The organism is Hyphomicrobium sp., from assembly GCF_036833075.1.
Classification (GTDB): domain Bacteria; phylum Pseudomonadota; class Alphaproteobacteria; order Rhizobiales; family Hyphomicrobiaceae; genus Hyphomicrobium_C.
This window is the reverse complement of sequence record NZ_DAITQL010000003.1, coordinates 29,701-50,693: the sequence shown is the minus strand read 5'-3', so window position 1 is coordinate 50,693 and position 20,993 is coordinate 29,701. Positions and strand designations below refer to the sequence as shown.

Annotated in this window: 21 protein-coding genes; 8 read left to right on the top strand and 13 right to left on the bottom strand. The window is 68.6% G+C overall.

The features are described from left to right. The first annotated feature begins 87 nt into the window (after window positions 1–87). Window positions 88–429, top strand: a complete 342-nt coding sequence (gene rpsU / locus V7082_RS01940; RefSeq protein WP_334145858.1) for a 30S ribosomal protein S21 — start codon at window positions 88–90, stop codon at window positions 427–429. Between the two features lie 105 nt (window positions 430–534). Here the strand turns inward: rpsU and V7082_RS01935 are convergent, their stop codons facing one another. The 7 genes from V7082_RS01935 to V7082_RS01905 form a co-directional block, all read right to left on the bottom strand. Next, window positions 535–1,362 carry an alpha/beta hydrolase gene (locus tag V7082_RS01935; RefSeq protein WP_334145857.1) on the bottom strand — a complete coding sequence of 276 codons (828 nt, stop codon included), beginning with the start codon at window positions 1,360–1,362 and terminating at the stop codon, window positions 535–537. A gap of 131 nt (window positions 1,363–1,493) precedes the next feature. Beyond that, window positions 1,494–2,039 (bottom strand): hypothetical protein, encoded by a 546-nt coding sequence (locus V7082_RS01930; RefSeq protein WP_334145855.1) that lies wholly within the window; start codon window positions 2,037–2,039, stop codon window positions 1,494–1,496. 190 nt (window positions 2,040–2,229) lie between these two features. Beyond that, the gene (locus V7082_RS01925; protein WP_334145854.1) at window positions 2,230–2,622 is read right to left on the bottom strand and encodes a rhodanese-like domain-containing protein; all 393 of its coding nucleotides are present in this window, start codon (window positions 2,620–2,622) and stop codon (window positions 2,230–2,232) included. A 63-nt stretch (window positions 2,623–2,685) separates the two neighbouring features. Next, on the bottom strand, window positions 2,686–4,089 hold the full coding sequence (locus V7082_RS01920) for an NAD(P)(+) transhydrogenase (Re/Si-specific) subunit beta (RefSeq protein WP_334145852.1): 1,404 nt from the start codon (window positions 4,087–4,089) through the stop codon (window positions 2,686–2,688). Between the two features lie 11 nt (window positions 4,090–4,100). Continuing rightward, window positions 4,101–4,574: a proton-translocating transhydrogenase family protein gene (locus V7082_RS01915; protein WP_334145850.1), complete on the bottom strand. Its 474-nt coding sequence runs from the start codon at window positions 4,572–4,574 to the stop codon at window positions 4,101–4,103. A gap of 10 nt (window positions 4,575–4,584) precedes the next feature. Continuing rightward, window positions 4,585–5,724 (bottom strand): Re/Si-specific NAD(P)(+) transhydrogenase subunit alpha, encoded by a 1,140-nt coding sequence (locus V7082_RS01910; RefSeq protein WP_334145848.1) that lies wholly within the window; start codon window positions 5,722–5,724, stop codon window positions 4,585–4,587. A gap of 171 nt (window positions 5,725–5,895) precedes the next feature. Beyond that, entirely contained in the window at window positions 5,896–6,039 is a 144-nt protein-coding gene (locus V7082_RS01905) for an aa3-type cytochrome c oxidase subunit IV (protein ID WP_334145846.1), read from the bottom strand. Window positions 6,040–6,245: 206 nt separating this feature from the next. Here V7082_RS01905 and V7082_RS01900 point away from each other — a divergent pair, with 206 nt between their 5' ends. Next, entirely contained in the window at window positions 6,246–6,980 is a 735-nt protein-coding gene (locus V7082_RS01900; RefSeq protein ID WP_334145845.1) for a hypothetical protein, read from the top strand. A gap of 64 nt (window positions 6,981–7,044) precedes the next feature. Here V7082_RS01900 and V7082_RS01895 read toward each other — a convergent pair whose 3' ends face one another. After that, complete coding sequence (locus V7082_RS01895; RefSeq protein WP_334145844.1) at window positions 7,045–7,581, bottom strand: DUF1285 domain-containing protein; 537 nt, start codon at window positions 7,579–7,581, stop codon at window positions 7,045–7,047. A gap of 285 nt (window positions 7,582–7,866) precedes the next feature. Here V7082_RS01895 and V7082_RS01890 point away from each other — a divergent pair, with 285 nt between their 5' ends. The 4 genes from V7082_RS01890 (at window position 7,867) to V7082_RS01875 (ending at window position 15,065) form a co-directional block, all read left to right on the top strand. Beyond that, window positions 7,867–8,865, top strand: coding sequence for an AAA family ATPase (locus V7082_RS01890; protein ID WP_334145842.1), 999 nt, complete (start codon window positions 7,867–7,869; stop codon window positions 8,863–8,865). A gap of 5 nt (window positions 8,866–8,870) precedes the next feature. Then, complete coding sequence (locus tag V7082_RS01885) at window positions 8,871–9,842, top strand: DUF58 domain-containing protein (protein WP_334145841.1); 972 nt, start codon at window positions 8,871–8,873, stop codon at window positions 9,840–9,842. Continuing rightward, window positions 9,839–12,766 (top strand): DUF4159 domain-containing protein, encoded by a 2,928-nt coding sequence (locus V7082_RS01880; protein ID WP_334145839.1) that lies wholly within the window; start codon window positions 9,839–9,841, stop codon window positions 12,764–12,766. The genes V7082_RS01885 and V7082_RS01880 overlap by 4 nt, the downstream gene beginning before the upstream one ends. 178 nt (window positions 12,767–12,944) lie before the next feature. Then, window positions 12,945–15,065 carry a hypothetical protein gene (locus tag V7082_RS01875; protein ID WP_334145838.1) on the top strand — a complete coding sequence of 707 codons (2,121 nt, stop codon included), beginning with the start codon at window positions 12,945–12,947 and terminating at the stop codon, window positions 15,063–15,065. Window positions 15,066–15,145: 80 nt separating this feature from the next. On the opposite strand, the gene V7082_RS01870 is transcribed toward V7082_RS01875, so the two are convergent. After that, a complete protein-coding gene (locus V7082_RS01870) occupies window positions 15,146–15,634 on the bottom strand; it encodes a DUF421 domain-containing protein (RefSeq protein WP_334145837.1) in 489 nt (162 codons plus the stop codon). A 61-nt stretch (window positions 15,635–15,695) separates the two neighbouring features. On the opposite strand from V7082_RS01870, the gene V7082_RS01865 reads away from it, so the two are divergent. Continuing rightward, complete coding sequence (locus V7082_RS01865) at window positions 15,696–16,205, top strand: CinA family protein (protein WP_334145972.1); 510 nt, start codon at window positions 15,696–15,698, stop codon at window positions 16,203–16,205. Between the two features lie 192 nt (window positions 16,206–16,397). On the opposite strand, the gene V7082_RS01860 is transcribed toward V7082_RS01865, so the two are convergent. After that, entirely contained in the window at window positions 16,398–17,642 is a 1,245-nt protein-coding gene (locus V7082_RS01860) for a threonine ammonia-lyase (protein WP_334145835.1), read from the bottom strand. Between the two features lie 94 nt (window positions 17,643–17,736). On the opposite strand from V7082_RS01860, the gene V7082_RS01855 reads away from it, so the two are divergent. After that, window positions 17,737–18,627 (top strand): NAD(P)-dependent oxidoreductase, encoded by an 891-nt coding sequence (locus V7082_RS01855; protein ID WP_334145834.1) that lies wholly within the window; start codon window positions 17,737–17,739, stop codon window positions 18,625–18,627. 141 nt (window positions 18,628–18,768) lie between these two features. On the opposite strand, the gene V7082_RS01850 is transcribed toward V7082_RS01855, so the two are convergent. From V7082_RS01850 to V7082_RS01840, 3 genes are all read right to left on the bottom strand, one after another. After that, entirely contained in the window at window positions 18,769–19,260 is a 492-nt protein-coding gene (locus tag V7082_RS01850) for an Lrp/AsnC family transcriptional regulator (protein ID WP_334145832.1), read from the bottom strand. Between the two features lie 106 nt (window positions 19,261–19,366). After that, window positions 19,367–19,981 carry a uracil-DNA glycosylase family protein gene (locus V7082_RS01845; RefSeq protein WP_334145830.1) on the bottom strand — a complete coding sequence of 205 codons (615 nt, stop codon included), beginning with the start codon at window positions 19,979–19,981 and terminating at the stop codon, window positions 19,367–19,369. Between the two features lie 31 nt (window positions 19,982–20,012). Continuing rightward, window positions 20,013–20,756, bottom strand: a complete 744-nt coding sequence (locus V7082_RS01840) for an MBL fold metallo-hydrolase (RefSeq protein WP_334145829.1) — start codon at window positions 20,754–20,756, stop codon at window positions 20,013–20,015. Window positions 20,757–20,993 lie beyond the last annotated feature (237 nt).

Here is a 20,993-nt window from a genome sequence, read left to right as displayed (position 1 = left end):
TCCGAAATCGCTCGACGTGCCGGCGGTCTTCCTCCGGCGCTTCGGGTTGTACTTTTTTCAGCAAATTCAGAACCCAGAGGTCACCGCTTGCAGGTACTCGTTCGCGACAACAACGTCGATCAGGCCCTCAAGGCGCTCAAAAAGAAGATGCAGCGCGAGGGTATTTTCCGCGAGATGAAGCTGCGGAACTATTTCGAGAAGCCCTCCGAGAAGAAAGCCCGCGAGAAGGCCGAGGCCGTGCGCCGCGCCCGCAAGCTCGCACGCAAGAAGCTGCAGCGTGAAGGTCTTCTGCCCGGCAAGCCGGCCGCTCCGCGCGGCGCCGGCGCCAAGGGCGCGGGCCGTGGCGGCGCAGGCGGTCGTCCGTCGGGTGGCGGCTTCGGCGGCAACAACGGTACCGGCAGCAGCGGTGGCGGCTTCGGCGCGCGCTGAGCCCCGACCCCACGCTCGTCAAACGAGATTGCAATCGCCGCCGGCCGACCGGCGGCGATTTCGTTTGTCCGGCGCCGGGCTCACCCGCGCCGATCCGATCCGCCCCTACCCCTGCCGGCGCTGGCCGTCCGCGCGCAACGCCGCGATCCAGCCGTAGAGCGCATCGTACGAGCCGAACCTCGCATGATCGTCGTGGCCCGCACCCGGGAACGTCTTCAGCGTCTTCGGCTCGGGCGCGCGCGCAAAAACCTCGCGGCCCATCGCAACCGGGACGATGGTGTCCTCTTCGCCGTGCAGCACGAGCAGCGGCGCGCTGATCTTGGCGATGTGCCGGCGCGTCTCGTAACGATCCGTCATGAACCAGCGGCCGGGGATGAGCGGATGATGCAGGGCGGCGAGATCGACCATCGAGGTGTAGGGCGCATCGAGCACGAGCCCGGCCACGCGCTTCTCGCCGGCCACCTGCACGGCAACGCCCGTGCCGAGCGACTCTCCATAGACGATCACGTCCAGAGGATCGACGCCCAAGCCGGTGAGCGTCGTGAAGGCCAGCACGGCGTCGGCGACGTTGGCGGCCTCCGAGGGCTGCCCGCTGCTGCCGCCGAAGCCGCGGTACGTCATCATGAACACGCCGAGCCCGCGCGCCATGTATTTCCGGATCCTCTCGCTGCGCGTCTCGAGCGAGCCCGCGTTGCCGTGGAAGTAGAGGATCGTCGGCTCGCCGGGTCTGGCCTTGCCGTACCACGCAATGACGCGCGCGCCGTCCGGCGTCTCGAGAACATGCTCGGTGACGCCGGCAAGCCCCGCCTGAGCGGGCGTGACGTAGGCCGTGTCCGGAAAGTACATGAGATGGCGCTGCAGAACGGACACGATCCCTGCCAGCAGTCCCATCGCCAACGCCGCTCCCAAAGCCAGCCTGAGGATCAGCTTCACGTTCCGCGCTCCACGCCGCCTCGCCTCCCGGAATTCCTATCACGGCGGGCGGGCTCTGCTCAGAGCGCGTTTGCTTTTAACCGAATTGGAACCGCGATGCTTCGGACGGACCGGGTCGAACGGGTCACGACTTAGCGCTGGGACTGGGCGGCGTCGCGCTCCTTGGCCATGAAGGCCAAGGGCTCGCTCTCCGGCTTGTCGAAGCACGTAAGAAGAAAGGCCAGCCGCTCGCGGCCCGGCAGGTGCCCGCGCGCAGAGCCGTTGCTGCGCACGAGATAGGGCGCGAACCCCTCGATGTCCTTGCGCGTGAGCAGGCCGGACCAACGCCCGTAGTTGACCGACCAGCAATCCGCTTCGCGCTCGCTTTCAAGCGTCGGGCGGAGCATGTGCCCCAGCACGTGATGGGCGCACTCGTGCATGTAGAAGAACACCTGCATCTTGCCGGGCAGCGACCGCATCCGGTCGGAATCGAGCGAGATGATCGGCATGCGCGCGATGATCGAGGCGCGACCCACGTCGCCGAGGTCGGTGGTCATGAGTGTCCGCACGAGCGCGCCGCGGTAATCGTAGCACCGCATCGGACTGTCGCCGATGACGGGCTGCACCTGGAGCTCATCCGCTGCCGCCGGCCGGCCGGCGAGCAGAGCAATCGCGACGAAGAGCGCCCAAACCCTCATGTCGATCCTTTCGAGCCGATACCGCCCTTCAAACCTCGACTTGCAGATACGAAGGCTAGAGTGTGTCCGATCCCTCTTGCAAGAGGATAACCGCGCCGCCGCGGGAGAGGTTCCGTGCGGATCGAGCAGGCTCATGGTTCGGCCGCTTACGGCCTGCCGTCGGCGCCAGCGCCCGGCGCGGCACTGGTTTTCAGGTCTGGCCCACGGCTTCGACCGGATGGCCGGCCTCGCGCCATGCCGTGAACCCGCCGCCCAGGTGCGCGACCGACGGCAGCCCCATATCCTGCGCCGTCCTGGCCGCGAGCGCGGAGCGCCACCCGCTCGCGCAGTAGAACACGAAGCGGCGCGGCTCGGCGAAGATCGGCTTGTGATACGGGCTCTCGGGATCGATCCAGAATTCCAGCATTCCGCGCGGGCAATGGAACGCGCCGGGGATCCTCCCCTCCCGCTCGAGCTCGCGCCGGTCGCGCAGATCGACGAGCTGGATCTCGCCGCGATCGAACAGCGCCCGCACCGCGCCTGCATCGAGCGTCGTGATCCTGGCGTTGGCCTCGTCGAGCAGTTGCCGATAGCCGATCTTCATGTGGTCACCCCGGACATGCGCGAAGGCGCTGGAACAAGACAGCCCAGGTCATGAGTACGCAACCTAGTGCGCCATCGCCTTGGCGATCTCCTCGGTCATCTTCTTGGCATCGCCGAGCACCATCACCGTATTATCGCGATAGAACACCGGGTTGTCGATGCCGGCGTAACCCGACGCGAGCGAGCGCTTGTTGAAGAACACCGTCGCCGCCTTCCACACCTGCAGCACGGGCATGCCGTAGATGGGCGAGGACTTGTCGTCCTCTGCGGCGGGGTTCACGACGTCGTTGGCGCCGATGACGTAGACCGCATCCGCCTGCGCGAACTCGGAGTTGATGTCCTCGAGCTCGAACACCTCATCGTATGGGACGTTGGCTTCGGCGAGCAGCACGTTCATGTGGCCCGGCATGCGCCCCGCGACCGGGTGGATCGCATATTTCACTTCCACGCCCGCCTTCTTCATCGCATCCGCCATCTCGCGTAGCGCGTGCTGGGCCTGGGCGACGGCCATGCCGTAGCCGGGGACGATGATGACCTTGGAAGCGTTCTTCAGGACGTAGGCCGCATCCTCGGCGGACCCGAGCTTCACCGGCTTCTGCTCGCCGCCGCCGCCGGGACCTGCCGCCTCGCCTCCGAAGCCGCCCGCGATCACCGAGAGGAAGCTGCGGTTCATGCCCTTGCACATGATGTAGCTCAGGATCGCGCCCGAAGAGCCGACCAGCGCGCCGGTGATGATGAGCGCGATGTTGCCGAGCGTGAAGCCGATGCCCGCCGCCGCCCAGCCCGAGTACGAGTTGAGCATCGAGACGACGACCGGCATGTCCGCGCCGCCGATGGGGATGATGATGAGCGCGCCGAACAGAAGCGCGATGAGCGTGATGGCCCAGAACAGCCCCGCGCTGCCGCCCGAGACGCAGAACTGGTAGATGAGCCATGCCAGGCCGAGGAACAGCGCCAGGTTGACGATGTGGCGGAACGGCAGAATGATCGGTTTCCCGGACATGCGCCCCGAGAGCTTGGCGAACGCGATGACGGAGCCCGTGAAGGTGATGGCGCCGATCGCGAGGCCGAGGCCCATCTCGACGAGGCTCGCGGCCGCGATGCTGCCCGGGTGCCCGATGCCGAACGCCTCCGGCGCATAGAGCGCCGCCGCCGCCACGAACACCGCCGCGAGACCGACGAGCGAGTGGAACGCGGCCACCAGCTCCGGCATCTGCGTCATGGGGATCTTGCGGGCGATCACGGCGCCGATCGCGGCACCCGTGCCGAGGCCGGCGATGATCAGCGCCCAGGTCACCCAACTCCCGGGGCTGGACACCGCAAGCGTCGTCACGATGGCGATCGCCATGCCGACCATGCCGTAGGTGTTGCCCTTGCGGCTCGTCTCGGGATGCGAGAGCCCGCGCAGCGCGAGGATGAACAGCACACCCGCGACGAGATAGAGGGTGGCGGCGATATTGGCGGTCATCGGCGTTCCCTCTACTTCCCGGCCTTGTCTTTTTTCTTGTACATGGCGAGCATGCGGCTCGTGACGAGGAAGCCGCCGAAGATGTTGATCGAGGCCATCACGAGCGCGAGGAACCCGAAGATCCGCGCCAGCGTCGTGCCGTCCGCCACGAGATCGACGCCGACGGCCAGGAGCGCGCCGACCACGATCACCGAGCTGATCGCGTTGGTGACGCTCATGAGCGGCGTATGCAGCGCGGGCGTGACGCTCCACACCACGTAGTAGCCGACGAAGATCGCCATCACGAACACCATGAGGCGGTAGATCGAGGGATCGACCGCGCCTCCGATGCCCTCCGCCGCCGCCATCGCCGCCGTCGGCAGCAGAGCAAGCAGCGCCGCAATCCCGACTGTGCCCCAGATCCGGTTGCCGGCGGAGCGCCGAAACCCACCGTCCGACCGGCGAAGGCCGGTGCCCAGACACGTCTCAGATCCATTCGTCTGCATGGTTCTGTCCTCAGGCGGCGGGTTGCGGGGCGAGGTTGGGATGCACGATCCTGCCGTCCTTGGCGACCAGCGTTCCCTTGACGATCTCGTCGTCCCAATTGACCTTGAAGGACTTGTCCTTCTTGTCGAAGAAAAGCTCGAGGAACGCGAACAGGTTCTTCGCGTAGAGGCTCGACGCGTTGACCGGTAGCGAGCCCGCGAGGTTGATCGGCGCGACGATCTTGACGCCCGAGACCTCCACCGTCTGGCCGGGCACCGCGCCTTCGACGTTCCCGCCGCGCTCCGCGGCAAGGTCGACGATCACCGATCCGGGCTTCATCGCCGCGAGCATGGCGGCGGTGATGAGCTTCGGCGCGGGTCGCCCCGGGATGAGCGCGGTCGTGATGACGATGTCCTGGGTCTTGATGTGGTTGGCGACGAGCTCGGCCTGCTTGGCCTGATACTCGGGCGACATCGGCTTTGCGTAGCCGGCCGCCGTCTGCGCCTGCTTGAACTCGTCGTCCTCGACGGCGATGAACTTGGCGCCGAGAGACTGCACCTGCTCCTTCGTGGCCGGCCGAACGTCGGTCGCGGACACGACAGCGCCCAGGCGGCGGGCGGTGGCGATGGCCTGCAGGCCCGCCACCCCGACGCCCATGATGAAGGCTTTCGCGGCGGGAACCGTGCCGGCGGCCGTCATCATCATCGGCAGGGCCTGGCCGAACAGCGAGGCCGCATCGACGACGGCCTTGTAGCCGGCGAGGTTCGCCTGGCTCGACAGCACGTCCATCGACTGCGCGCGGCTGATGCGCGGCATGAACTCCATGGAGAACAGGCTGGCGCCCGTTCCAGCCAACGGCTCCATGGCGGCTTTGTCGTAGGGATCGAGGATCGCGGCGACGATCGCGCCGGGCTTCAAGGCGGCGATCTCTTCGGCCGACGGCCGGCGCACCTTGAGGAGAATGTCGGCACCCGCCAGCGTCTCGCCGGCAGAGGCGGCGATGTCGGCGCCCGCCGTCCGCAGCGAATCGTCCGTGAAGCGCGCGCGGGCGCCTGCCCCGGACTGAACGCGCACCTTGGCGCCCAGCGCCGTGAGCTTCTTCACCGTCTCGGGCGAGACGGCAACGCGCGGCTCATCCGGTCCCTCGGCCGTTACAGCAATCGTAACCATCGAACCATCCGTTGACACGCTCGCACTGTTGACGCGCTCGCACTGGGCCGACCGGATCGCCCGGCGATGCCGTCCCGCACGAGGACGGCCGGCCTTCCAAATACGGCGGTTGGCGCCAGAATTACGATGTCAGCGCCGTCCGACGTCCGGATACGCAGATCTGAAGGGAGACTAGACGAGGAAATACGCCATGCCGGCCAGAAGAACGACCATGCAGATGATGCCGGTCTTGGTCCAGGCGATGAAATTCGCATACGTGCGGGTGTGCTCGGCGTAGTCCATGGTCGGATGACCGCCCGAAGTATCGACCCCCATAAGGTCCTCCCGTTTTGCGCTTCGTTGTCAATGCTTGGTAGCTCAAGCCTTGCGGCGCTTCAAGCCTGCCGGACACGGACCTTTGGTCTATGAGAGCGGCGCGGAGCCTAAATCTGGGCTCAATCCGGTGTCAGGACGCATACGACCTTGGACCAAAGGCCGGCGGCGCGTCTCCCTGCGCCCGGGGATGCGAGGACGAGCGAACCATGCCCAAACCCGCGTTCCGGTCTGACGAGAGCCGGCTTCTGGCTTGCCTGGCCGCCGGCTGGCTCGCGCTCGCCGCCGCGCCTCCCGCCCTCGCACTCGACGAGCCGCCGGGCGAGATGGCCGCCCTCAAGGCCTGCGAGAAGCGGCTCTGCACCATGGTTCTCGGCAAGGAGCCCGTCGGCAGCGACCTTGCCTGCGACGTGCAGAAGACCTGGGCCAAGTCCTCGCTCGAGGGCGGCAAGGACAAGGGCGTCTCCTGGAGCTTCGGCGACGCGCGCTGCTCGGTCGATCTCCGGCTCCAGCGGAAGGACATCGTCGCGGCGCTGACCAAGCCGAAGCACACCGTGCGCGTTCCGGCCCACGAGGTGAACTGCATCCTGGAGCGCGACGGCGAGATCAAGCCGGTCAAGGCGCGGCTGGCGCCGAAGCTCACCTTCAAGGACGGCAAGGCGGACAAGGTCTGGATTAACCTCGAGAACATCGAGGGACCCGACGACGTGAAATCGACGATCTGGACCGCAGCCCAGCTCGAGGACAAGCTCGGCATCTTTCACCGCCCGATGATCAAGTCGATCAACAAGTTCCTCTACCGCCAGTGCGCCAAACGCTACGGGCCGGACGGGGAGGAAGCCAAGGCGGACGGCGGCGAGAAGAAGACGAAGGTCGCGGCTGACAAGCACACCAAGCCTACCGCGACCGACGCACCCACCAAAGCCTCGACCGCCGGCCCCTGAGCCCGCTGCGAGCGGCGTACCCAAGGCACATTCTGCGCACGCCCGGCAGACTGGCGCACGGTCCTCATCCCGGCAACGGAAAGAACGCGCCATCGCTCCAGAGGCCGAGGTGGCCGTCCGAACCTTCCGCCGCCCGCTCCACGAGATCGTAGACGAGCGCGCGCGTCACCAGCGCCTCAAGCCGTCCGCGCACGTGCAGGTACGGCTTCAGCCCGCCCGTGGGGTCGGCCGCGGCGAACCGCAGGGGATGGTCGGGGCCACACCGTACGACGTCGTCGACATTGGTCCGAAACAGGAGGGTCTGGCCGCGGCCGCTGCCGAGCCCCTGCATCTCGACGGCCAGGAACGGCGCGTCGGCGACCGCCACGTCGACCTTCTCCGCCGGTGTCACGAGATAGAAGCGCCCGTCCGCGTCCCGCCTCAGCACGCGCGCGAACAGCTTGACGAGCGCCGGACGCGGGATCGGGCTTCCCTGGTAGTGCCAGCGCCCGTCGCGCGAGACGGAAAGCCCGATATCGCCGCAATAGGGCGGGTCCCACAGCTCGACCGGCGCGGCGCCTCGGCCTTCGGCGGCCTTGAGAAGGTCTTCAAGTCTTTCCATCCTGGGAACTTGCATCCTGAATCGAAGATTGAGTCCAGTGCGCGCGTGTCAAGCCCCCAACGGACGCGCGCTGCTGTCCGTTTTGAGGCGCTCCCCCGGCGGGGATCCTGCCAAGACCCTGAAAAGACAGGACAGCGGGGGCGTCTTACCGAGGTTTAACTTGACCGGAGACCCGTCCAGCCGGTCACAATCACAACCTCCAGGGATATCTACGGGCGGGCGGCGCAGCCGTGCGTCCCATTTCGCCTCGCGCGAAGCCAAGAAAACGGGAGAGCCGGCCAGTCCATGAGCAGCGTGATCCAGACCGACGAAACCATCGTTCCCCGGCTCGAGGCGGCGGCCGATCGCATGAAGCGCGCGCACAAGGCGGCCGCGTCCGTCATCTTCGGCCAGGATGTCGTCATCGAGCGGACGCTGATTACCATCCTGTCCGGCGGGCATGCGCTCCTGATCGGCGTGCCGGGCCTCGCCAAGACGCTGCTCGTCGAGACGCTGGGCCGCGTGCTCGGCCTCGAAGCCAAGCGCATCCAGTTCACGCCCGACCTCATGCCGTCCGACATCATTGGCTCGGAGGTGCTCGAGGAGGCGCCCGGCGAGCGGCGCTCGTTCCGCTTCATCAAGGGCCCGATCTTCACGCAGCTCCTGATGGCGGACGAGATCAACCGCGCCTCGCCCAAGACCCAGTCGGCGCTTCTGCAGGCCATGCAGGAGCATCACGTCACGGTTGCCGGCACGCGCCACGACGTGCCGCAGCCGTTCCACGTGCTCGCGACCCAGAACCCGCTCGAGCAGGAAGGCACCTATCCCCTCCCCGAAGCGCAGCTCGACCGCTTCCTGCTCGAGATCGACGTCACCTATCCGGACCTCGCCGCCGAGCGGCGCATGCTGTACGCGACCACGGGCACCGACGAGCGGGTCGTCGAGAGCGTGCTGACGGCGGCGGAGCTGGCGTCGATCCAGCGCCTCGTGCGCCAGATCCCGGTACCGGACAAGGTTGTCGAAGCCATTCTGCGGCTCGTGCGCTCGGCCCGCCCCGGCACCGGCGCGAGCGAGGAAACAGACCGCTTCGTCGCCTGGGGCCCGGGCCCTCGCGCGAGCCAGGCCCTGACGCTCGCCGTGCGCGCCAAGGCGCTCGTCGACGGCCGTCTCGCGCCCTCGATCGACGACGTGATCGAGCTCGCCGAGCCTGTCCTCAAGCACCGCATGGCGCTTTCCTTCGCGGCCCGTGCCGAAGGCATGGAGCTGGCGCCGCTGATCGCCCGCCTCGCACACGCGGCGGAGTGACGGGCATGGCGGCACCCCGCGGCCACGTCCCGGGATCATCCGGCCACGACGGCGACGGGCGCGTCTTCCGGCTCGAGCGCGACGCCCATGCGCTTGCCGAGACGCTTCCGGACCTGCTCATCGAAGCCGACCGCATCGCGCAGACGGTGGCGCACGGCATCCACGGCCGTCGCCGCGCCGGCCCGGGCGAAACGTTCTGGCAGTTCCGCACCTACGAATCGATGGATTCCGCCCAGCTCATCGACTGGCGCCGCTCCGCGAGCTCCGACCACCTCTACGTGCGCGAGCGCGAGTGGGAGGCGGCGCATACGCTCTGGCTGTGGCCCGACCTCTCGCCGTCGATGCGGTTCCGGAGCCACCTCGCGAACGTCACCAAGCATGACCGCGCGCTCGTGCTGACGCTCGCGGCCGCCGAGCTTCTGGTCCGCGGCGGCGAGCGCGTCGGGCTTCTCGGGCTGACGCTGCCGACGACGAGCCGGCGGGCCTCGACACGGCTCGCAGAAGCCATCGCCACCCACGCAACCGCGCCGCAGCTCGCCTCCGGCAAGCCGTCGCCGGCGCGCATCAGCCGCTTCTCAGGCGTGATCCTGTTCAGCGATTTTCTCGATCCCATCGACGAGGTGCGTGCGAGCATCGAGACGCTCGCTGCGGGCGGCGCCACGGGACATCTCGTGCAGGTGCTCGACCCGGCCGAGGAGACGCTTCCCTACGAGGGGCGCACCGAGTTTCTGGCTTCGGAAGGCGGGGAGAGCTGGATTGCCGACCGCGCCGAAAGCCTGCGCGCGCGCTACCAGGCCCGCCTCCAGGCGCATCGCGAGGCGTTGCAGGACATCGCCGTGCGGCTCGGCTGGTCGTTCCTCGTCCATCACACCGACCGCCCGCCGACCGAGCCGCTGCTGACCCTGGTCATGCGCCTCGAAGGCCGCGTGCACGGCTACCGCTGGCAGGGTGCCACCGACGCGGGAGGCGCCCCATGAGCATCGGCGCCCTGGCTTTCCTCAACCCGTGGCTGCTTGCGGGGCTCGCCACCTTGCCGCTCATCTATTGGCTTCTGAAAACGGTCCCGCCGCGGCCGAAGCAGGTGGAATTCCCGGCGACCCGCATCCTGGTCGGCCTCGAGAACGAGGAGAAGACGCCGGCCAAGACGCCGTGGTGGCTTCTGCTCGTGCGCCTGCTCGCGGCGGCGCTCGTGATTTTCGCCCTCTCCGAGCCGGTGCTGAACCCGGCCCGCGACCGCGTCATGACCGGGACCGGCCCGGTCGTCGTCGTGATCGACAACGGCTGGCCGGCGGCGTCGGGCTGGACGCGGCGCACCGCGCTCGCCGAGGAGATCCTCGCCGAGGCGCAGCGCCAGAACCGTCCCGCCATCGTCGCCGAGACGGCGCCCGCGGCGCGATCGCGGACCCTGAGCCTCACAACGCCGGGCGACGCGAGATCGGCGCTCGGCGCCATCGAGCCCCAGCCCTTCGCGCCCGACCGCAAGGGCACGCTCGCGGCGCTGACGGCGACGCTGTCGACGGCCAACGTCGCCGCATCGAACATCCTCTGGCTCGCCGACGGCATCGACCACGACGGCGAAGCGGCCGCCTTCGCGCAAGGGCTCGAGCAGGCCGCCGGCCAGGGCACGTTCGCCATGGTCGAGGACGCAGGCGGCGACGAGCCGCTCGGCCTCGCCGCAGGCGTCGGGGCGGACGGCAAGCTGACCGCCACCGTGCTGCGCACGGGCGGCCCGGCCCGCAGCGGGCGCATCGATGCCTTCTCGGCCCGCGGCCAACGGCTCGGAGAAGCGCCCTTCGCGCTCGCGAGCGGCGCGACGGAGGCCGAGGTCGTCTTCGATCTGCCGCTCGAGCTTCGCAACCAGGTGACCCGCCTCGGGCTCGCATCCGAGCGCTCGGCGGGCGCCGTGAGCCTGCTCGACGGGCGCTCGCAATGGCAGCGCGTCGGCATGATCTCGGGCGAGAGCCAGGAGCAGGCGCAGCCGCTCCTCGCCCCGCTCTACTATCTCGAGAAGGCCGTCCAGCCCTACGCGGAGATCATCCGGCCGAAGGACCACAACCTCGCGAAGGGCATCGGCACCGTGCTCGACGAGAAGGCGAGCGTGCTTATGCTGGCCGACATCGGCACGCTCTCGGGAGAGGTGAAGGACAAAGTCAGGGCATGGGTCGAACGCGGCGGCGTGCTGGTGCGCTTCGCCGGCCCCAGGCTCGAAAGCGGCGGCGACGACCTCCTGCCCGTCGCGCTCCGGATGGGCGGACGCACGCTCGGTGGCGCGCTTTCGTGGTCCAACCCGCAGCCGCTCGCGCGCTTCGACGACACCAGCATCTTCGCCGGCCTCACCGTCCCCGGGGACGTGGCGGTCAGCCGACAGGTGCTTGCCGACCCGGCGCAGCTCACGCCCGCCGTCAAGGTCTGGGCGCGCCTCGCCGACGGCACACCGCTGGTCACGGCCGCCGGGCGGGGCAACGGCCAGATCGTGTTGTTCCACGTCACCGCCAACTCTGACTGGTCGAACCTCCCGATGTCGGGCCTGTTCGTCGAGATGCTGCGCCGGATCACGGCGCTCGGGAGCCTGTCGCCCCAGGACGCCACCGAAAACGCCGGCGGCGGGACGGCAGGCGAAGCGCGGGCGGACGCGTCGAGCAGCGCGCGCGCCGAGCCCGTGGAGGCGTTCGCCCCGGTGCAGACGCTGAACGGCTTCGGCCTCCTGGGCCCCCCGCCGCCGACCGCGGAAGCCATACCGGCCGGCGCCATCGCTACCGCCAGGGCCAGCCTCGTGCATCCGCCCGGATACTATGGCGCCCAGGGCAGCCCGCACGCGCTGAACGTCCTCGATCGGAAGAGCGTCCTCGCGCCGCTTCCCCGCGGATCGGGAGCCGCTCGCATGCTCTACGAGACCCAGCCGTCCACGCCGCTCGCCCCCGCGCTGCTGACCGGCGCGCTGGCGCTGATCTTCGTCGACATCGTCGCCGTGCTGGCCCTCATGGGTGCGCTCGGCGCGATCACGTCGCGGATGCGGCGCGCGCCCGGCGGACGCGCGGCCGCGGGCGTGCTGCTCGCGCTCGGCCTCGCGGCCGGCGCCTTCGCCTCCCACCCGGCCGAGGCGCAATCGCGGCGGCTCGATCCGCGCGACGACATCTCCCAGGTGCCCGGCGGCATGACGGCCCAGAAGGCCACCGACAACGTGACGCTGGGCTACGTGCTGACGGGCGATGCGAGTGCGGACGCCACGAGCAAGGCCGGGCTCGAGGGCCTTTCGCGAGTGCTCGCCGTGCGTACCGCCGTCGAGCCGGGCGATCCTATGGCCGTCGACATCATCAAGGACGAGATCGCCTTCTATCCGGTGCTCTACTGGCCGATCCTCGACAACGCCAAGCCCCTGCCGCAACCGACGCTCGCCAAGGTCGACGCGTACATGAAGCAGGGCGGCATGATCATCTTCGACACGCGCGACTACGGGTCCGGCGTCCCGAGCGGCTCGAGCCTCGACGGGCGCAACGGCGCGGCGCTGAGGCGCGTCCTTGGCGCGCTCGACGTGCCGCGCCTCGAGCCGGTTCCCGAGGACCACGTGCTGACGAAATCCTTCTATCTGCTGCGCTCGTTCCCGGGCCGGTGGGATGGCGGGCAGCTCTGGGTCGAGGCAACGGAGGCGAGCGACGGCGACGGCCGCAGGGCGCGGCGCGCCGACGGCGTGACCTCGATCATGATCACCTCGAACGATTTCGCGGCAGCCTGGGCGCTCGATAGCACCGGCCGCCCGCTCTATCCGGTGGTGCCGGGCGGCGAGAGCCAGCGCGAGATGTCGCTGCGCACCGGCATCAACATCGTGATGCACGCGCTGACCGGCAACTACAAGGCCGATCAGGTGCACGTCCCTGCGCTGCTCGAGCGCTTGGGTCAATGAAGATGAGGAACAAGGTCTGGATGTCGGGAGCGACGCACTCGACATGTTCCTCCCCCGTCATACCGGAGGCATGTCTTCGACATGACATGCCGATGGCATGCCTCCGGCATGACGTGCCGAAGACATGCCTCCGGCATGACGTGGGGCAGGGAATTGCGCGACGCGCAAGGACGAACGTATGAACTGGTCGATCGAATTTGCGCCGCTGGTCCCGACGCCGCTCCTGTGGGCGGCCGGCATCGTCGCGCTTGCGCTCGCAGCGCTGCTCGTCTTCCGCAGGAGCCGCGGCGCCCTGTGGCGCGGCGCGGCGCTCGCAGCCCTGCTCGCCGCCCTCCTCAACCCCACGCTCCGCCAGGAGGAGCGCGAGAGCCTCGCCAACATTGCGCTCGTGGTCGTCGACGAGTCGACGAGCCAGCAGATCGACAAGCGCCCCGAGCAGAAGGCCGCCATCCGCAGCGAGCTTGAGGCGCGCCTCGGCAAGATTGAGAACCTCGAGGTCAAGTGGGCGGTCTCCGCCAAGGGCGACACCGCCGCCGGGCAGGGCACGCAGCTCTTCGCCGCGCTCAACACGGCGCTCACGAACACGCCGCCCGACCGCATCGCCGGCGTCGTCTTCATCACCGACGGGCAGGTGCACGACATTCCGAAGTCCACCGCCGCGCTCGGCTTCGACGCGCCCGTCCACGCCCTGCTCACCGGCACGCCGAACGAGTTCGACCGGCGCATCGAGACCATCGAGGCGCCGCGCTACGGTCTCGTCGGCCAGTCGCGCGACATCGAGATCGCCGTGCGCGAGACGGGAAAGGGGGCAGGCTCCGGCAAGCCGGTTCAGCTCCGCGTGCGCCGCGAGGGCCGTCCGGACGAGCTGCGCACGGCCGCCATCGACGAGCGCGTCGCCATCGAGATGCCGTTTCCGCATGCCGGGACCAACATCCTCGAGGTCGAGCTCGAGACCGCGCCGGGCGAGCTGACGGCCGCCAACAACCGCGTCGTCATCGTCGCGGAGGGCGTGCGCGAGAACCTGCGCGTGCTCCTCGTCTCGGGCGAGCCGCACGCGGGCGAACGCACCTGGCGCAACCTCCTCAAATCGGACGCCGCCGTCGACCTCGTCCACTTCACCATTCTACGTCCGCCCGAGAAGCAGGACGGCACGCCGATCAACCAGCTCTCGCTGATCGCCTTCCCGACCAAGGAGCTGTTCTCGGACAAGATCCGCGACTTCGACCTGATCATCTTCGATCGCTACGAGCATCGCGGCATCCTGCAGCTCGCCTACTATGACAACATCGCCCGCTACGTGGAAGGTCACGGCGGAGCGGTGCTGATCGCGGCCGGCAACGATTACGCGGGCATGACCAGCCTCTACCGCACGCCGCTCTCGCCGATCCTTCCGGCTGCGCCCACCGGGCGCGTCCTCGAGGAGCCGTTCCGCGCGCGGATCACCGAGGAAGGCTTCCGCCATCCGGTCACGCAGGGGCTGCAAGGCGCCAACACGACGAACCCCGATCGTCCCCCGACCTGGGGCCACTGGTTCCGCCAGGCCGAGGTCCGGCCCGACCGCGGGCGCGTCGTCATGCAGGGCGCGGAGGACAAGCCGCTGCTGGTGCTCGACCGCATGGGCAAGGGCCGCGTGGCGCTGCTCACCTCCGACCACGCCTGGCTGTGGGCGCGCGGCTATGACGGCGGCGGCCCGCATACCGATCTCCTGCGCCGTCTCTCGCACTGGCTGATGAAGGAGCCCGACCTCGAGGAGGAACGCCTGATCGCCTCGGCGCGTGGCCTCAAGCTCACGCTCGAACGGCGCACGCTCGAGGATGCCGTGGCGCCGGTCGTCCTCTCCGCACCGGGCGGCGAGCGCCAGGAGATCAAGCTCGAGCGCGAGCGGCCGGGCGTCTGGAAGACGACGCTCGATGTGACGCTGCCGGGTCTCTACAAAGCCGAGACGCAGGCGACGTCGGGGCCGCTCACCGCGGTCGCCCACGCCGGCGTCGAGGACCCGCGCGAGATGAGCGAGGTGGTCGCCACAGACCAGAAGCTCAAGCCCCTGATCGAGCAGACGGGGGGCGGCGTGTTCTGGACGCGCACGGACCCGGCGAGCGCGGGCTCCAGTGTGACGGTGCCGCGCGTGACGCTGATGTCGGGGGCGCGCGTGCTGGCGGGCTCCGGCTGGATGGGCCTCAGCGACCGCGAGGCGTTCGTGACCAAGGGCGTGAATCTGACGCCGATGTTCACCGGGCTCCTCGCCCTTGCCGCCCTCCTCGCCCTGCTGGCCATGGCCTGGTGGCGCGAAGGGCGCTAATCCGCGTCACACGAGGATCCTGCGGCGTCGTATTTGTGGAAGCTTGCGCAACCCACGAGTTCAGGAAGGCAAAACAGTGGCTACACCTTCCGCTTCAGCACGCTGATGCGTCCGTCGCCTTCGAGGCGCGCGAGGCGCACCTCGCGCACGTCCTCGACCTCGTTCTGGCGCAATTGGCTCATGAGCTCGTCCTCCGTCAGCATCTCGGCGCGCAGCGCGTCTGGCACGAGATGCCCATTCTCGATGAGCTTGAGCGACGGCGCCGTGAGCACCGGCCTCAGCGCGGGGAAGCGCCATGCCAGCCAGTCGATGACGTATTCCCAGAACACGATGGTGAGCACGAGCACGATGCCCTCGGTGACGGACTGGTAGTCCTTGCCGAGCCCGTTCTGTGCGGCATCCGCGATCAGCACGATGACGAGCAGGTCCGCCGGCCCGAACTGCCCCGCCTGACGCCGCGCGATGAAGCGCAGGATGGCGAACAACGCGAGATACATGAGCGTGCCCCGGGCAACGACCTCGAGAACGCCCAGGCTCGGAATAAACACCGCACTCCAGTCGACCGTCATGATACGCCTCCTCGCTCCATGACCCAGGGAACGCCGGGGCGGGTCCATCCGTTCTGTGAGCATGTCATCCGGGCTCGACAGACTGGCCGCGCGGATCGTGGTGCATGCCGGTGAGAAGGCGCTGGCGATCGTGACGGCCGAATCCTGCACCGCGGGCACGCTTGCCGCTCTGCTCGCCGACGCACCGGGTGCGGGGAGCTGCTTCCAGGGCGGCTTCGTGACCTACGCGAAGGCGTGCAAGACCCGGCTGCTCGGTGTCCCCGCCGTGTTGATCGCGGCGCACACCGCCGTCAGCCGCGAGGTGGCCGAGTGCATGGCGACCGGGGCCCTCGATGCCAGCGGCGCGGATGTCGCGGTTGCCGTTACGGGCGTTCTCGGGCCGGAGCCGGACGAGGACGGCAATCCCGTCGGCCTGATCCACATCGCCGCCGCAACCCGGGGCGGACAGGTTCGTCATGCGGAAATCCGATCGCAGGAGCCATCGCGCGCCGCCAACCGCGAGCGCGCTTTGGCCGAGGCCCTGACGCTGCTTGGCGATACGCTCGCGAAAGTTCCGTCGAAGGCCGCATGACGCAGGAGCCGCAGCGGCCATTGCCGACGTGTCTGGATCCCGGCCGTCCATGCGCGGAGCATGGCTCCGCCATGAGGCCGGGATGACGTCTGTTGTTGGGACGCCGGTTGCCGCAAACTCAACGTCACCCCACGCAGCCCGCGCCGGCGAAGGCCGGAATACAGACACGCATCCGCAGAGCACCGGCGTGGCCTATCCGGGCGCCTGCGCGGTCTTGACGATCACGCGGTAACCTTTGGCTTCGAGCTGCGCGAGCACGCCTTCGAGATGCGAGCGGTCGCGCGTCTCGATCACGAGGTTGAGCTCCGTGCCGCGCGCCGGCAAATCCGTGAACACGCGCTGATGGTAGACCTCGACGATGTTGGCACCCGCCTGGCCGACCACGGACGAGACGCGCGACAGCTCGCCCGGCCGGTCCGGAATATCGATCGTGAGCCGCGAGAGCCGCCCCTCGCGGGCCAACTCCCGCGTCAGCACGCTTGCGAGCAGGCGCGGGTCGATGTTGCCGCCCGTCAGCGGAAGCCCCAGCGTGCGCCCCTTCCAGCGCTGCCGGTCGGCGATGACGGCGGCAAGCCCCGCTGCGCCCGCGCCTTCGACGACCGTCTTCTCGATCATCAGGAGCGCGAACGTCGCCCGCTCGAGATCGGTCTCGCTGACGAGCACGATGTCGTCCACGAGGCGGCCGATGATCGCGGCGGTGAGCGAGCCGGGATCGGCCACCGCGATGCCTTCGGCCAGCGTGTCGCCGCGCGCCGGCATCTGCGTGCCCTTGATGACGTTGTACATCGAGGGATAAAGCGCCGCCTCGACGCCGACGATCTCGATGTCGGGCTTCAGGGTCTTGGCCGCCACCGCCATGCCGGCGATGAGGCCGCCGCCGCCCACCGGCACGATCAGGGTGTCGATGGCCGGCACCTGAGCGAGCATCTCGAGTGCCACCGTTCCCTGCCCGGCGATGACCAGCGGATCGTCGAACGGATGCACGAATACGAGCCCATGCTCCGCGCCGTAGGCGCGCGCGAAGCGCGCTGCGTCCTCGAGCGTCTTTCCTTCGAGGATGACGTGCGCACCCCAGCGCTTGGTATTCTCGGCCTTCACCGCTGGCGTTCCCTCCGGCATCACGATCGTTGCCGGAATGCCGAGCCGGCCCGCGTGATACGAGACGCCCTGGGCGTGGTTGCCGGCCGACATGGCGATCACGCCGCGCGCGCGCTCGGCCGGGGTCAACGCCGAGAGCCGGTTCAATGCCCCGCGCTCCTTGTAGGAGGAGGTGAACTGCAGGTTCTCGAACTTGAGCCAGATCTCCGCGCCGAGATCGCGGGAGAGCGTCGTGCTGCGGTCGCAGGGCGTGCGGACCACCGCGCCCTCGATGACCTCGGCCGCGCGCATCACGTCGTCGAACGTGACTGCGGTATCGGAAACCGTGCTGTCAGCCATCGGGATCGCCTCGGGACTTCGCCTCGCCGCTCGGGGTTTGAGCCGCGAGCGAAATTCGATACAACGGCCGCCGGGCTAAGAACAGGGTTCGAGGATGGCAAACGTTGCATGGATCGGGCTCGGCGTCATGGGCTACCCCATGGCCGGGCATCTCTTGACCCGAGGCGGACACGACGTCTCCGTTTACAACCGCACGGCGGCCAAGGCCGAGGCCTGGGTCGCAGCGTACGGGGCGGGCACGGCCAAAGCCACCCCGCGCGCCGCGGCGGAGGGGGCGGACCTCGTATTCTGCTGCGTCGGCAACGACGACGATCTGCGACAGATGACGCTCGGACCTGACGGCGCGTTCCACGCCATGCGCGAGGGCGCGATCTTCATCGACCACACCACCGCGTCCGCCGACGTCGCGCGCGAGCTTGCCGCAGAGGCCACGCGGCGCGGGCTCGCCTTCATCGACGCCCCGGTCTCCGGCGGCCAGGCGGGTGCCGAGGCGGGCCAGCTCACCGTCATGTGCGGCGGGGACGCGGAGGCGTTCCGATCGGCCGAGCCCGCGATCCGTGCCTTCGCCAGGGCGGTGCGGCTCATGGGTCCGTCTGGATCGGGCCAGCTCGCCAAGATGGTGAACCAGATCGCCATCGCGGGCCTCCTGCAGGGGCTTTCGGAGGCCATCGCCTTCGCCGAGAACGCCGGTCTCGACGTGGCGGCCGTCATCGACACCATCTCGAAGGGGGCGGCCCAGTCGTGGCAGATGGAGAACCGCTGGCAGACCATGCACGCGCGCCGGTTCGACTTCGGTTTCGCCGTCGACTGGATGCGCAAGGACCTCGGCATCTGCCTCGCGGAGGCGCGGCGCAACGGCGCGGCGCTGCCGGTGACGGAGATCGTCGACCGCTTTTATGCGGAGGTGCAGGATCAGGGCGGCAGCCGCTGGGACACCTCGAGCCTGATCGCGCGCCTGCCCTCACCCTCCGCCTCCCGCGCGTGAGGCGCGCCGGGATCGGGGCCGCGTACTAAAAAGCGCGCCCGAAGCGCGGTCGTTTCGGTGTGCGGCAGTGTGGCTGGACTCCGGTCCCCGGCCTTCGCCGGGGCAGGCTTCGCCGGAGTGACGTTGAGTCTAGGTCATGACCTAGCCGCCCTTGCGTTTCTCCGTCGGCGGCCGCGCGAATTCGAGCGGCAGCGCTGTCGTGTGCTTGATCTCCTCCATGGCGAACGCCGAGGAGACCTTCGCGATCTCAACGTTGGAGATGAGCTTCTTGTAGAACACGTCATATGCGGCGATGTCCGGCACCGCGACGCGCAAGAGATAATCCACGTCGCCCGACATGCGATAGAACTCGACCACCTCGGGAAACTCCGCGACCGCGCTGTGGAAGCGCTCGAGCCAGGCGAGGCTGTGCTGGTCGGTCTTGATCGAGATGAACACGGTGACGCCCGCGTTGACCTTGACAGGATCCAGCACCGCGACGCGCCGCTTGATGACGCCCAGCTCCTCGAGCTTCTGGATGCGCCGCCAGCAGGGCGTGGTGGAGAGGCCGATCTCCTTGCCGATCTCGGCGACGGGCCGCGTGCAGTCTTCCTGCAGGATGGCCAGGATCTTGACGTCCATGTCGTCGAGCATGAGCGACCGCGCTGAAATGAAATTCCTAATTATCGCGATTGCATAAAGTCAGTTTTTTGCACCCCCGCGGTCAAGGGGGGACTTTGGTTTATTTTTCGCCAACGGGTCAAATAAGGGCGGCGACTTCCCGTCTGAGTTCCGGCAGCAGGTCCGCCTCGAACCAGGGGTTGCGCTTCAGCCATGCATTGTTGCGCCAGGAGGGGTGCGGCATCGGAAAGAAGCGCGGAGGGCCCGGCCGCGCGAGAAGGCGGCGGTAATCGCGCACCGTCTCTCCGAGCGTCGCCCCGCAGTCGGCCCCGAGATGCCAGCGCTGGGCGTAAAGCCCGACCAGAAGCACCAGCTCGAGTTGTGGCAGCAGGGCGAACAGGCGCGGGCGCCAGAGGGGCGCGCACTCCCTGCGCGGCGGCAGGTCTCCGCCGGTCTTGCCGAGGCCCGGAAAGCAGAACCCCATCGGGAGGATGGCGACCCGCTGCTCGTCGTAGAACTCGGCATCGCCGACGCCCATCCACGCCCGAAGCCGCACGCCCGACGGATCGCTGAACGGCACGCCCGAGGCGTGGACTCGCGTCCCCGGCGCCTGTCCGACGACCGCCAGCCGCGCCGTCGCCGAGACGCGCAGAACCGGGCGCGGCTCGTGGGGAAGCGGCGCGCCGTCCGGCGCATCAACGCAGCGCCGGCAGTGGCGGACCTCGCGCACCAGACGGTCGAGCGCACGTGTCACGCGGGCGTTTCCCTCCTTTGGCCGCGGTGGATCAGACGTCGCGTTGCAGCCCGTCCTCGGCGAGGCTCACCTGGGGGTGGCGGATCGCGTCGCGGTTGGCCAGCGCTTCAGGCCCCAGATGCGTCAGCATCACGTGCCTGGCGCCGAGCCGCGGGAGGTTGGCCTCGATTGTCCGCCAGTTGAGATGATAGCTCGCCGCGCGCTCGAACGCGAAGCACTCGCAGATGAAAAGGTCCGCGCCCTGAGCGGCCGCGACCAGCGCCTCGACCCATTCCGTGTCGCCGGAGAATGCCAGCACCTTGCCGCCGGCCTCAAACCGGAGGGCGTAAGGCGTGGCCCCCGACGGGTGGCTGACGACGAACGGCGTCACCCGCACGCCCCCCTCCTCCAGCGGCTCGAAATCCCGCCAAGTCCGGAAGCGCAGCTCGAAACGCCGTTCAGCTTTCGTCGATCCGGGAAACAGGGCTTCGGCGGCGGCGTCGAAGCGCTCCGCAATGCCGAGCGGCCCGACCACGGTCAAGGGCGCCCGCCGATCCGCGACATGCACCGCATGGATCAGGAACCAGACGAGTCCACCGAAGTGGTCGCCATGCAGATGCGACACGAACACTGTAGAAATGCTATTAGGATCAATGCCTTGCCGAAACAGACCGGTGAGCGACGTGGCGCCGCAGTCGATGAGGAAGCTTCCCTGCGTCAGGGCGACGTGAAAACAGGTCTGAAGCCGCCCGCCGGAGCCGAAGGCATCGCTCGATCCAATGACTGTGAGCTTCATGTCCGGCTCCCGCGCTGGCCGCCCCCGCCCTCCCACCTTCGAGCCTTATGCACGGTCCGCCTGTTCCGTAGGGAACAGCGCGTCCCGTCCCGGGGCTAACCCATCGTTAGCGAATTCTGGGGAGAGTAGCCGTGGCAGAACCCACGACCTATCACCCTCGCAAGATATGCGGCAAGGCCCTGTTTCAACAGGAACCGGGAGGAGTGAATTGGCCGTCGTGATCGCCTCTACGGCGGA

Excerpts from the sequence above, each read along its gene's own strand:
- V7082_RS01930 (WP_334145855.1), bottom strand. The coding sequence starts at position 2,039 with ATGAGGGTTTGGGCGCTCTTCGTCGCGATTGCTCTGCTCGCCGGCCGG.
- V7082_RS01850 (WP_334145832.1), bottom strand. The coding sequence starts at position 19,260 with ATGCTCGACGACATGGACGTCAAGATCCTGGCCATCCTGCAGGAAGAC.
- V7082_RS01895 (WP_334145844.1), bottom strand. The coding sequence starts at position 7,581 with ATGGAAAGACTTGAAGACCTTCTCAAGGCCGCCGAAGGCCGAGGCGCC.
- V7082_RS01920 (WP_334145852.1), bottom strand. The coding sequence starts at position 4,089 with ATGACCGCCAATATCGCCGCCACCCTCTATCTCGTCGCGGGTGTGCTG.
- V7082_RS01890 (WP_334145842.1), top strand. The coding sequence starts at position 7,867 with ATGAGCAGCGTGATCCAGACCGACGAAACCATCGTTCCCCGGCTCGAG.
- V7082_RS01860 (WP_334145835.1), bottom strand. The coding sequence starts at position 17,642 with ATGGCTGACAGCACGGTTTCCGATACCGCAGTCACGTTCGACGACGTG.
- V7082_RS01840 (WP_334145829.1), bottom strand. The coding sequence starts at position 20,756 with ATGAAGCTCACAGTCATTGGATCGAGCGATGCCTTCGGCTCCGGCGGG.
- V7082_RS01885 (WP_334145841.1), top strand. The coding sequence starts at position 8,871 with ATGGCGGCACCCCGCGGCCACGTCCCGGGATCATCCGGCCACGACGGC.
- V7082_RS01900 (WP_334145845.1), top strand. The coding sequence starts at position 6,246 with ATGCCCAAACCCGCGTTCCGGTCTGACGAGAGCCGGCTTCTGGCTTGC.
- V7082_RS01855 (WP_334145834.1), top strand. The coding sequence starts at position 17,737 with ATGGCAAACGTTGCATGGATCGGGCTCGGCGTCATGGGCTACCCCATG.
- V7082_RS01865 (WP_334145972.1), top strand. The coding sequence starts at position 15,696 with ATGTCATCCGGGCTCGACAGACTGGCCGCGCGGATCGTGGTGCATGCC.
- V7082_RS01870 (WP_334145837.1), bottom strand. The coding sequence starts at position 15,634 with ATGACGGTCGACTGGAGTGCGGTGTTTATTCCGAGCCTGGGCGTTCTC.
- V7082_RS01875 (WP_334145838.1), top strand. The coding sequence starts at position 12,945 with ATGAACTGGTCGATCGAATTTGCGCCGCTGGTCCCGACGCCGCTCCTG.
- V7082_RS01880 (WP_334145839.1), top strand. The coding sequence starts at position 9,839 with ATGAGCATCGGCGCCCTGGCTTTCCTCAACCCGTGGCTGCTTGCGGGG.
- V7082_RS01915 (WP_334145850.1), bottom strand. The coding sequence starts at position 4,574 with ATGCAGACGAATGGATCTGAGACGTGTCTGGGCACCGGCCTTCGCCGG.
- V7082_RS01910 (WP_334145848.1), bottom strand. The coding sequence starts at position 5,724 with ATGGTTACGATTGCTGTAACGGCCGAGGGACCGGATGAGCCGCGCGTT.
- V7082_RS01925 (WP_334145854.1), bottom strand. The coding sequence starts at position 2,622 with ATGAAGATCGGCTATCGGCAACTGCTCGACGAGGCCAACGCCAGGATC.
- V7082_RS01905 (WP_334145846.1), bottom strand. The coding sequence starts at position 6,039 with ATGGGGGTCGATACTTCGGGCGGTCATCCGACCATGGACTACGCCGAG.